Source organism: Acinetobacter calcoaceticus DSM 30006 = CIP 81.8 (genome assembly GCF_000368965.1).
Taxonomy (GTDB): Bacteria; Pseudomonadota; Gammaproteobacteria; order Pseudomonadales; family Moraxellaceae; genus Acinetobacter; species Acinetobacter calcoaceticus.
Genome location: NZ_KB849780.1, coordinates 2,604,299 through 2,616,090, shown reverse-complemented (window position 1 = coordinate 2,616,090; position 11,792 = coordinate 2,604,299). Strand labels below are relative to the sequence as shown.

6 protein-coding genes, 2 tRNA genes and 3 rRNA genes are annotated in these 11,792 nt (G+C 43.6%); 6 read left to right on the top strand and 5 right to left on the bottom strand.

Annotated elements, in window-relative coordinates; genetic code table 11:
• Nucleotides 1-178 precede the first annotated feature (178 nt).
• The 6 genes from F936_RS17230 (at nucleotide 179) to F936_RS17205 (ending at nucleotide 6,037) form a co-directional block, all read left to right on the top strand.
• A 16S ribosomal RNA gene (locus F936_RS17230) occupies nucleotides 179-1,716 on the top strand.
• Between the two features lie 59 nt (nucleotides 1,717-1,775).
• Nucleotides 1,776-1,852 (top strand) — tRNA-Ile (locus tag F936_RS17225).
• A gap of 56 nt (nucleotides 1,853-1,908) precedes the next feature.
• Nucleotides 1,909-1,984: transfer RNA gene (locus tag F936_RS17220), tRNA-Ala, on the top strand.
• A gap of 370 nt (nucleotides 1,985-2,354) precedes the next feature.
• Nucleotides 2,355-5,248: ribosomal RNA gene (locus F936_RS17215) — 23S ribosomal RNA — on the top strand.
• 182 nt (nucleotides 5,249-5,430) lie between these two features.
• A 5S ribosomal RNA gene (gene rrf, locus F936_RS17210) occupies nucleotides 5,431-5,545 on the top strand.
• The 16S, 23S and 5S rRNA genes sit together here with 2 tRNA genes alongside, the layout of an rRNA operon.
• A gap of 180 nt (nucleotides 5,546-5,725) precedes the next feature.
• A complete protein-coding gene (locus F936_RS17205) occupies nucleotides 5,726-6,037 on the top strand; it encodes an ankyrin repeat domain-containing protein (RefSeq protein ID WP_005049290.1) in 312 nt (103 codons plus the stop codon).
• A gap of 46 nt (nucleotides 6,038-6,083) precedes the next feature.
• Here F936_RS17205 and F936_RS17200 read toward each other — a convergent pair whose 3' ends face one another.
• The 5 genes from F936_RS17200 to ribF all read right to left on the bottom strand — a co-directional run bounded on the left by F936_RS17200 (nucleotide 6,084) and on the right by ribF (nucleotide 11,670).
• Nucleotides 6,084-6,626, bottom strand: coding sequence for an NADPH-dependent FMN reductase (locus F936_RS17200; RefSeq protein ID WP_005049288.1), 543 nt, complete (start codon nucleotides 6,624-6,626; stop codon nucleotides 6,084-6,086).
• Nucleotides 6,627-6,762: 136 nt separating this feature from the next.
• Nucleotides 6,763-7,245, bottom strand: a complete 483-nt coding sequence (locus F936_RS17195) for an FKBP-type peptidyl-prolyl cis-trans isomerase (RefSeq protein WP_005049283.1) — start codon at nucleotides 7,243-7,245, stop codon at nucleotides 6,763-6,765.
• Nucleotide 7,246: 1 nt separating this feature from the next.
• Entirely contained in the window at nucleotides 7,247-7,777 is a 531-nt protein-coding gene (gene lspA, locus F936_RS17190) for a signal peptidase II (RefSeq protein WP_003655819.1), read from the bottom strand.
• The gene (ileS, locus tag F936_RS17185; RefSeq protein WP_005049280.1) at nucleotides 7,770-10,607 is read right to left on the bottom strand and encodes an isoleucine--tRNA ligase; all 2,838 of its coding nucleotides are present in this window, start codon (nucleotides 10,605-10,607) and stop codon (nucleotides 7,770-7,772) included. The genes lspA and ileS overlap by 8 nt, the downstream gene beginning before the upstream one ends.
• Before the next feature lie 61 nt (nucleotides 10,608-10,668).
• A complete protein-coding gene (gene ribF, locus F936_RS17180; RefSeq protein ID WP_003655815.1) occupies nucleotides 10,669-11,670 on the bottom strand; it encodes a bifunctional riboflavin kinase/FAD synthetase in 1,002 nt (333 codons plus the stop codon).
• Nucleotides 11,671-11,792: the final 122 nt, after the last annotated feature.

The window sequence follows — 11,792 nt, the reverse complement described above, 5'->3', positions numbered from 1 at the left end:
AAGATCATTAAGAGATTATGAAGAACAACTTGTGTGGATTTTTACTGATTGATTGATCGAAATATTATCATTGATTGATTGGTTTAAATTACTCGAAGTTTATTTGAGCGAAATTTAAGTCAGAAAATTGATGAGCCAGAATTGGCACCTTGTCTTTAATAAGGTGCAAAATGATTTTTAACTGAAGAGTTTGATCATGGCTCAGATTGAACGCTGGCGGCAGGCTTAACACATGCAAGTCGAGCGGAGTGATGGTGCTTGCACTATCACTTAGCGGCGGACGGGTGAGTAATGCTTAGGAATCTGCCTATTAGTGGGGGACAACATTTCGAAAGGAATGCTAATACCGCATACGTCCTACGGGAGAAAGCAGGGGATCTTCGGACCTTGCGCTAATAGATGAGCCTAAGTCGGATTAGCTAGTTGGTGGGGTAAAGGCCTACCAAGGCGACGATCTGTAGCGGGTCTGAGAGGATGATCCGCCACACTGGGACTGAGACACGGCCCAGACTCCTACGGGAGGCAGCAGTGGGGAATATTGGACAATGGGCGCAAGCCTGATCCAGCCATGCCGCGTGTGTGAAGAAGGCCTTATGGTTGTAAAGCACTTTAAGCGAGGAGGAGGCTACTGAAGTTAATACCTTCAGATAGTGGACGTTACTCGCAGAATAAGCACCGGCTAACTCTGTGCCAGCAGCCGCGGTAATACAGAGGGTGCAAGCGTTAATCGGATTTACTGGGCGTAAAGCGCGCGTAGGCGGCTAATTAAGTCAAATGTGAAATCCCCGAGCTTAACTTGGGAATTGCATTCGATACTGGTTAGCTAGAGTGTGGGAGAGGATGGTAGAATTCCAGGTGTAGCGGTGAAATGCGTAGAGATCTGGAGGAATACCGATGGCGAAGGCAGCCATCTGGCCTAACACTGACGCTGAGGTGCGAAAGCATGGGGAGCAAACAGGATTAGATACCCTGGTAGTCCATGCCGTAAACGATGTCTACTAGCCGTTGGGGCCTTTGAGGCTTTAGTGGCGCAGCTAACGCGATAAGTAGACCGCCTGGGGAGTACGGTCGCAAGACTAAAACTCAAATGAATTGACGGGGGCCCGCACAAGCGGTGGAGCATGTGGTTTAATTCGATGCAACGCGAAGAACCTTACCTGGCCTTGACATAGTAAGAACTTTCCAGAGATGGATTGGTGCCTTCGGGAACTTACATACAGGTGCTGCATGGCTGTCGTCAGCTCGTGTCGTGAGATGTTGGGTTAAGTCCCGCAACGAGCGCAACCCTTTTCCTTATTTGCCAGCGAGTAATGTCGGGAACTTTAAGGATACTGCCAGTGACAAACTGGAGGAAGGCGGGGACGACGTCAAGTCATCATGGCCCTTACGGCCAGGGCTACACACGTGCTACAATGGTCGGTACAAAGGGTTGCTACCTAGCGATAGGATGCTAATCTCAAAAAGCCGATCGTAGTCCGGATTGGAGTCTGCAACTCGACTCCATGAAGTCGGAATCGCTAGTAATCGCGGATCAGAATGCCGCGGTGAATACGTTCCCGGGCCTTGTACACACCGCCCGTCACACCATGGGAGTTTGTTGCACCAGAAGTAGGTAGTCTAACCGCAAGGAGGACGCTTACCACGGTGTGGCCGATGACTGGGGTGAAGTCGTAACAAGGTAGCCGTAGGGGAACCTGCGGCTGGATCACCTCCTTAACGAAAGATTGACGATTGGTAAGAATCCACAACAAGTTGTTCTTCATAGATGTATCTGAGGGTCTGTAGCTCAGTTGGTTAGAGCACACGCTTGATAAGCGTGGGGTCACAAGTTCAAGTCTTGTCAGACCCACCATGACTTTGACTGGTTGAAGTTATAGAAAAGAAGATACATAACTGATGATGTAAGCTGGGGACTTAGCTTAGTTGGTAGAGCGCCTGCTTTGCACGCAGGAGGTCAGGAGTTCGACTCTCCTAGTCTCCACCAGAACTTAAGAGAAGTTCGGATTACAGAAATTAGTAAATAAAGATTTAAATCTTGGTTTATTAACTTCTGTGATTTAAGTATCACGGTATTAAGCATGACCTGACGAAGGCATGTTTATTCATTAACAGATTGGCAAAATTGAGTCTGAAATAAATTGTTCACTCAATAATGAAGAGAGAGGAAGTAATTCTGATCTTGGAATTAATTGAGAACTAGCAAATTAACTGAATCAAGCGTTTTGGTATATGAATTAGATTGAAGCTGTACAGTGTTTAAATACACAGTACTTCAAACTGTAAGAGATTGATGAGAAATCATTGATCATGTCTTATTACTCCTTGTAGGTAATAACGACTGTTTGGGGTTGTATAGTCAAGTAATTAAGTGCATGTGGTGGATGCCTTGGCAGTCAGAGGCGATGAAAGACGTAATAGCCTGCGATAAGCTCCGGGGAGGCGGCAAATATCCTTTGATCCGGAGATTTCTGAATGGGGGAACCCACCTACTTTAAGGTAGGTATTGCAACATGAATACATAGTGTTGCAAGGCGAACGAGGGGAAGTGAAACATCTCAGTACCCTTAGGAAAAGAAATCAATTGAGATTCCCTTAGTAGCGGCGAGCGAACGGGGATCAGCCCATTAAGTTATGTGTGTTTTAGTGGAACGCTCTGGGAAGTGCGAACGTAGAGGGTGATATTCCCGTACACGAAAGGGCACACATAATGATGACGAGTAGGGCGAGGCACGTGAAACCTTGTCTGAATATGGGGGGACCATCCTCCAAGGCTAAATACTCCTGACTGACCGATAGTGAACCAGTACCGTGAGGGAAAGGCGAAAAGAACCCCTGTGAGGGGAGTGAAATAGATCCTGAAACCGCATGCATACAAGCAGTGGGAGCCGACTTGTTCGGTGACTGCGTACCTTTTGTATAATGGGTCAGCGACTTATATTCAGTAGCGAGGTTAACCGTATAGGGGAGCCGTAGAGAAATCGAGTCTTAATAGGGCGTTTAGTTGCTGGGTATAGACCCGAAACCAGGCGATCTATCCATGAGCAGGTTGAAGGTTGGGTAACACTAACTGGAGGACCGAACCCACTGTCGTTGAAAAGCCAGGGGATGACTTGTGGATAGGGGTGAAAGGCTAATCAAGCCTGGTGATAGCTGGTTCTCCCCGAAAGCTATTTAGGTAGCGCCTCGGACGAATACCATAGGGGGTAGAGCACTGTTTCGGCTAGGGGGTCATCCCGACTTACCAAACCGATGCAAACTCCGAATACCTATGAGTACTATCCGGGAGACAGACTGCGGGTGCTAACGTCCGTAGTCAAGAGGAAAACAATCCAGACCGCCAGCTAAGGCCCCAAAATCATAGTTAAGTGGGAAACGATGTGGGAAGGCATAGACAGCTAGGAGGTTGGCTTAGAAGCAGCCACCCTTTAAAGAAAGCGTAATAGCTCACTAGTCGAGTCGGCCTGCGCGGAAGATGTAACGGGGCTAAAACTATGTGCCGAAGCTGCGGATTTGACTTTTAAGTCAAGTGGTAGGGGAGCGTTCTGTAAGCCGATGAAGGTGTATTGAGAAGTATGCTGGAGGTATCAGAAGTGCGAATGCTGACGTGAGTAACGACAAAACGGGTGAAAAACCCGTTCGCCGAAAGACCAAGGGTTCCAGTCCAACGTTAATCGGGGCTGGGTGAGTCGACCCCTAAGGCGAGGCCGAAAGGCGTAGTCGATGGGAAATTGGTTAATATTCCAATACTTCTGTGTAATGCGATGAGAGGACGGAGAAGGTTAAGTCAGCCTGGCGTTGGTTGTCCAGGTGAAAGGAAGTAGGCATGCATCTTAGGCAAATCCGGGGTGCTCTATGCTGAGATCTGATAGCAAGCTGTACTTGTACAGCGAAGTGGCTGATACCATGCTTCCAGGAAAAGTCTCTAAGCTTCAGTTACACAGGAATCGTACCCTAAACCGACACAGGTGGTCAGGTCGAGTAGACCAAGGCGCTTGAGAGAACTCTGCTGAAGGAACTAGGCAAAATGGTACCGTAACTTCGGGAGAAGGTACGCTGTTGTTGGTGATGGAACTTGCTTCCTGAGCTGATGACAGCCACAGAAACCAGGCCGCTGCAACTGTTTATTAAAAACATAGCACTCTGCAAACACGAAAGTGGACGTATAGGGTGTGATGCCTGCCCGGTGCTGGAAGGTTAATTGATGGGGTTAGCGTAAGCGAAGCTCTTGATCGAAGCCCCAGTAAACGGCGGCCGTAACTATAACGGTCCTAAGGTAGCGAAATTCCTTGTCGGGTAAGTTCCGACCTGCACGAATGGCATAATGATGGCGGCGCTGTCTCCAGCAGAGGCTCAGTGAAATCGAAATCGCTGTGAAGATGCAGTGTACCCGCGGCTAGACGGAAAGACCCCGTGAACCTTTACTGCAGCTTGACATTGAACTTTGACCTTACTTGTGTAGGATAGGTGGGAGGCTTTGAAGTTGGAACGCTAGTTCCAATGGAGCCGTCCTTGAAATACCACCCTGGTAATGTTGAGGTTCTAACTCTGCCCCGTAATCCGGGGCGAGGACCATGTCTGGTGGGTAGTTTGACTGGGGCGGTCTCCTCCTAAAGAGTAACGGAGGAGTACGAAGGTGCGCTCAGCGTGGTCGGAAATCACGCGTAGAGTATAAAGGCAAAAGCGCGCTTAACTGCGAGACCCACAAGTCGAGCAGGTACGAAAGTAGGTCTTAGTGATCCGGTGGTTCTGTATGGAAGGGCCATCGCTCAACGGATAAAAGGTACTCTGGGGATAACAGGCTGATACCGCCCAAGAGTTCATATCGACGGCGGTGTTTGGCACCTCGATGTCGGCTCATCTCATCCTGGGGCTGAAGCAGGTCCCAAGGGTATGGCTGTTCGCCATTTAAAGAGGTACGCGAGCTGGGTTTAGAACGTCGTGAGACAGTTCGGTCCCTATCTACCGTGGGCGCTGGAAATTTGAGAGGATCTGCTCCTAGTACGAGAGGACCAGAGTGGACGAACCTCTGGTGTACCGGTTGTGACGCCAGTCGCATCGCCGGGTAGCTATGTTCGGAAGGGATAACCGCTGAAAGCATCTAAGCGGGAAGCCTACCTCAAGATAAGATTTCCCTAGGACTTTATGTCCTCTAAAGAGCCGTTCGAGACTAGGACGTTGATAGGTTGGATGTGGAAGCATAGTGATATGTGAAGCTGACCAATACTAATTGCTCGTGAGGCTTGACTATACAACACCCAAGCAGTTGTATATAAAGCATCAATCGATTCATTAATATGCAAAGCAACTTGATTTAGTTATACGCTTAGCTAAAATGAACAAAATATAGTAAGACTCAATCAGCCCATCTGTAAAGATTTGGAAAACGCATCGGCAACCAATAAGACCAATGCAAGTATCCATACCAGTTGTGCTGGCGACCATAGCAAGAGTGAACCACCTGATCCCTTCCCGAACTCAGAAGTGAAACCTCTTAGCGCTGATGGTAGTGTGGGGTTTCCCATGTGAGAGTAAGTCATCGCCAGCTCATTATTCAAACACCCTCAACTTAACAGTTGAGGGTGTTTTTTTATGCGCAAATTAAAATACACACATAAAATGTTGGGAAATATAGGGCAATAAAAATACTGATTCAAAATCAGATTTGTATACTAGCTGTGTTCTATGAATATAATAACGATGAAGTTTCTTATTTTTAGGTGTTTACGTGAAAATTAATTCCTTCTCTTCAATACCTGAAGACGATGAAGAACTCTCTCTCCCTGAATTGGTCTATTGGGCTTCTTTAGGCGATCTAGATGAAGTAGAACAATTACTTTTAGAAGGACAAGATCCTAATCAGACAGATGATGAAGGCTATAGTGCTCTACAAGCAGCTGCCGAGAATGATCATCTAGAGGTCGTTAAGCTATTAGTCGAAAAGGGAGCTCATGTCGACTATAAGAGTGAATACACAGCACTACAGCTTGCAGAAATGGCTAGTAATATAGATATAGTGAATTACTTAAAGAGTTTATGAAACTATAAATAAAGGCCTCTTTTATTTAATTGGAGGCCTTTTGTTTTTAAGCTAAATGATATTTCTGTAGTTTTTCAACAATTGATTGAAGTCCTTTTACTTCAAATTCATTAGCTTCGAATTTTTCATCTTTATTACGTTTAAATATATCCCGAATCTCTAGTACAGCATTTGGATCAATAATATTTAAACTTGAGGTGACTTGACGTATTTGGCTAATAGAGCGAGAGCCATTAGTTGAACCATATCCAATAAATGCAGCAGGTTTATCGCTCCATTCTTTACCTACGTAGTCGAGAGCATTTTTTAAGGCTGGACTGTAACCATGGTTGTATTCTGGGCTAATAAAGATAAAAGCATCTGCTTGAGCAATTTTGTTTGCCCATTCTTGTTGTTTAGGTTGATCATAAATTCCAGTGGCGGGTGGGTGAGAGCCTGAAAAAAAAGGTAAATCCCATTCTTTTAAATCGACGACTTCAGTTTGGAAATCGTTTAGACCCAATGTTGGAATTGTGGTTTCTAGCCAATTGGCAACTTTAATTGCTGTACGTCCTTCACGAACACTTCCTACGATAATATAGACCAGCATGTATGTTTCCTAAGAATTTTTATCTTTATAAGTTAATTCATTATATAGGTGGGAGAGAATATAGAATTTGTAAGGATTCTTATGTCATCAATAAAAGATTGAATAATAAAAAGCCCTCATTAAGAGGGCTTTTTATTTATATGAGCTTAATGCCCTGTTGGCCTTCGGGAGTTACCTTGAATATTTCTACTTCAAAGGTAATATTTTTCCCAGCTAACGGGTGATTAAAATCAATTTCTGTAATGTCATCATTTACCGACTTCACTACGCCGAATAAGGTTGTTTTTGCCTTATCTTCAAACTCAATCATATGGCCAGGAATAGGGCGTTGTTCAAACTTAACCGTATCGAAAGTTTGAATATTTTCTGGATTCCATGGTCCAAATGCATCTTCAGGTGGAAGATGCACCGTACGACGGTCACCTGCACGTAAACCAAATAAGGCTTTTTCAAAACCAGGTAAAAGGTTGCTGTCGCCAATAGTAAGAGTAACTGGTTCTTCACGGTTACGGGTATTATCGATTTCTACGCCATTTTCAATAGCTACTGAAAAATGTAGATCAACTTTAGAGCCGTCTGTAATACGAATTTCTTCGTTAGGTTGAATAATTTCGGTCATATTATGCATCCGAATTTTGGTTACGTTGCTTCTCAAGGAAGAATGTATCGATGAGTAGCAAGATGGTACCTAGGGTAATGGCACTGTCCGCAATATTAAAAGCTGGAAAGTGATGATTTTGGTAATAGACATGAATAAAATCGACAACATAGCCTAAAGTAATGCGGTCAATTAAATTGCCTAATGCTCCACCTAAAATTAAAGCGATGGCTACAGGTAGCACCACCATTTTTTTAGGCATACGAAGCAACCAAAATACAAAAAGTATTGAAACTAAGCCTGCTAAGGATGTGAAGAAATAGCGTTGCCATCCTCCTGCATCAGATAAAAAGCTAAAGGCTGCACCATAGTTATGTAATAGTGTCCAGTTTAAGAATGGAAGCACAGGCACTGGATCCGCATAGTTCAGATGTGTACTTGCAATCCATTTTGTCCATTGATCCAACACAATGGCAAGTACAGAAAGTCCAAGCCAAATTAGATTGTGTGGATAAAACTGGAATAAGCCTTTTTTAGCTTGTGAATTAGGCATATTTTCTCACTTCGCCACGACCAGTGACGTTCACAATACAACGATCACATAAACCAGGATGATCGGCATGTGTATTTACATCTGGAAGGACATGCCAGCAACGTGCGCATTTTTCACCTTCAGCTGCAGATATTTGTACACGTAAGCCTTCCATTTCAGTTGCTTCACCTTGTTCAGCAAATGGATGTACTACTACTTCTGAAGTAATAAGAACAAAACGGAGTTCATCAGCCAGTTGGTTTAAAACTGTTTGTAATGATTCATTTGCCCAAAGTTCAACTTTGGCTGAAAGATTACTGCCGACAAGTTTAGCGTTACGCGCTGCTTCAATCTGTTTATTTACTGCAGATTTTACGCTAATCAATGTTTGCCAATCTTCCTCAGAAAGCAAGTTTGCTTTTGATGAAACCGGTAGGTCATACCATTCTGAAGTAAATACATACTTTTCAGTTTGTTCTGGAATGAGTGGCCATGCTTCTTGTGCGGTAAAGCTTAAGATTGGGCTCATCCAACGGATAAATGCTTGGACAATATGGTAAAGCGCTGTTTGTGCAGAACGACGTGCCTGAGAATCCGCTTTAGTGGTGTACTGACGATCTTTGATAATGTCTAGGTAGAAACCACCTAAGTCATTAATACAGAAGCTTGTTAACGCACTACACACTACATGGAAGTTCATTTCTTCATAGGCAGTGATAATCGTTTGTTGTACTTCATTCGCACGCTGCAAGATGTATTGGTCGAGAGCGATTAAATCATCTACTGCCAAAGCATCTGTGCTTGGTTTGAAACCATTTAAGTTAGCAAGCAAGAAACGTAATGTATTACGAATACGACGGTAGCTATCACTTACACGGCTAAAGATTTCTTTAGACGCCGCGATTTCATAGCGATAGTCACTAGAAGCTACGTATAAGCGTAAACCATCAGCGCCAAGTTGTTTGATGATTTCTTCAAGCGGAATATAGTTGCCTAAAGATTTCGACAACTTACGACCATTTTCATCAACCGTAAAGCCATGGGTTAACAATGCTTTGTATGGTGCACGATTGTGAATTGCCATAGACGTTAATAAAGAAGACTGGAACCAACCACGGTGCTGGTCTGAACCTTCTAAATATAAATCGGCAGGACTTTCTAGATCTTCACGTTGTTCAAGTACAGCGTAATGCGTTGTACCAGAATCGAACCATACATCGAGGGTATCGCGAATAGCGTTATATTGTTCAGCATCTTCACCAATGAAGTCTTTCGCATCACGTTTGAACCATGCTTCGATACCTTCTTGTTCGATAAGTTTAGCAACTTCTTCGATTAATTCAGGTGTACGAGGGTGTAACTCGTTCGTATCTTTATGAACGAAGAATGGAATTGGCACACCCCAAGTACGTTGACGTGAGATACACCAATCTGGGCGTCCTTCAATCATTGATTCGATACGGTTTTTACCCCAGTTCGGTACAAACTCGATATCGTTTTCAATTGCATTAATGGCACCTTCGCGTAAACCTTTTTGATCCATGCTAATAAACCATTGCGGAGTTGCACGGAAAATAATAGGGGTTTTATGACGCCAGCAGTGCGGGTAACTGTGTTTGATTGGTTGATGTGCCCATAAACGGCCTACAGCACCCAAAGCTTCGATAATCTTTGGATTGGCTTTATAGATGTGCTCACCAGCATAGATTGGAGCAGTTGGTAAATAAACACCGTTACCACCCACTGGGTTATCTACTGTAAGGTTATATTGAAGACCTACTTTATAGTCGTCTGCGCCATGGCCAGGAGCGGTATGTACTGCACCTGTACCACTTGTTGCAATAACGTGTTCACCTAAAATCACCGGAACTTGACGATCGGTAAGTAAAGGATGTTGTAATGTAAGGTTTTCAAGTTTGCTACCAGTAAAGTCCGCTAAAACTACTGGATTTTCAAGTTTATAGCGTTCAATTGCTGAAGCAACAAGGTCTTTAGCAAGAATGAAGTTTTGCTTACCACGCTCAGTAGTCACTTGTACCAATTGATATTCAATTTCGGCGTGCAAAGCAACGGCTTGGTTCGCAGGCAATGTCCATGGTGTAGTGGTCCAGATCACGATATCTGTTGGATCTTGAACGTCTACATTTAAACGTGTACTTAAGTCTTTTAGATCGACAACGCCAAAACCAACGTCGATAGCGTCAGATTTTTTATCTTCGTATTCAACTTCAGCTTCAGCAAGCGCAGAACCACAGTCCATACACCAGTTCACTGGCTTTAAGCCCGGCTGGATATGACCATTTTTTTGAATTAAACCTAAAGCACGAACGATATCGGCTTCTTGTTTATAGTTCATGGTGAGATAAGGATTATCCCAGTCACCTAAAATACCTAGACGTTTAAAGTCATTACGCTGTAAATCAATTTGTTTTAGTGCGTATTCACGACAAAGTTTACGGAAAGTAGCCGCGTCAACTTTTTCGCCAACTTTACCTACTTTTTCTTCAACTTTTAGCTCGATTGGCAAACCATGACAGTCCCAGCCCGGCACATAAGGTGCATCGAAACCTGATAGAGTACGACTTTTTACAATAACGTCTTTGAGTACTTTGTTGACCGCATGACCCAAGTGAATTGTACCGTTCGCATATGGAGGGCCATCATGCAAAATATATTTTTTCTTGCCAATACGCGATGCACGAATCTGCTGATAAATGTTGTCGGTATACCACTCTTCTAACCATTTCACTTCACGTACTGCCAAATTTGCTTTCATTGCAAATTGAGTATCTGGCAGGTTTAGCGTGGCTTTGTAGTCCACTGCATTCTCAGGAGTTTGCTTATCGCTCATGCAAGTTTTCATCCAGTTTAATCAGCTTGGGAGCCGACATGTTTTACAATCAAAATTCGAATTAAAAAGGAAATTGTGTCGTGTCGTTACGATATTGTCGTAACTGATGCACGTCATTATCAATTCCTGCCTTAAGTGCTTCAAGCGAAGGGTAGTTCAATTCACCATGAAGATAGTGAAGAAAAGTCACCCGCATAAATAAGCCATACAGATTAGCAGAAACATCAGGGAAATGTACTTCTAATCTCCACTCTGGATGTTCTTGCTGAATGGCTGGACGTGTACCGACATGACCCGCGCCATACAGGCTGTTTTCATGATATCCGGCAATTCCCGGTTTTTCAGGTGCGTCCTGAAGTACTTTTTGAGTTAACGAAGTTGTTTCGCAAATGACTTCAACCCCATAAATGCCATTTAAACAAGGTTTATGGCGGTTGAGGCGAACGTTAATGGTTGGAAAATCGAGAGTTCGTCCAATCTGGTCGCCATATTGAACACGTCCAGTAATACTGTATGGACGGCCTAATAATTTAGCGGCTAAGGCAAGATTTCCTGCCTGAAGTACCTGACGAATACGAGTTGAACTTACACGTTCACCTTCGAGTTCAATGGTATGTAAGTTGGTGACCCCAAATCCGTAATCTTTTAAAAATTCGCTATTGCCTTGACGGTCTTTGCCGAAATGGAAATCATCACCTAAAACCAAAGCTTGTGCGTTTAATTTGTCTTTTAATAAATCGGCAAATTCAGTAGCACTCATGCTACGAAAGTGTTGATCAAATTTAGCAACTGCAATGTAATCTACTCCAAGTTCGGCTAGGTATTCGACTTTTTCCCGTAATGAATTAATACGAGGAGGGGCATCGTAACCTTGAAAAAACTCAAGAGGTTGTGGCTCAAAAATCATGACCAATGTTTTTAAGCCTTGTGCTGCAGCAATTTTTTTGAGTTGAGCAATCATCGCTTGGTGACCTAAATGGACACCATCAAAATTACCAATAGTTACCGCTGTTGGTGGTAACTGAAAATTGGGCGATAACGCATTAAGACGAAGCAGTTTCATGAACTTAAAATATGGCTATTTTTGCAAGGGCTATATATTGCCATAATCTCACAGATTCGTCTTGTTGTTGTGTTTTTACTCAGTTATTTTTCAATATGAATATTCTTTATATTTAAAATATT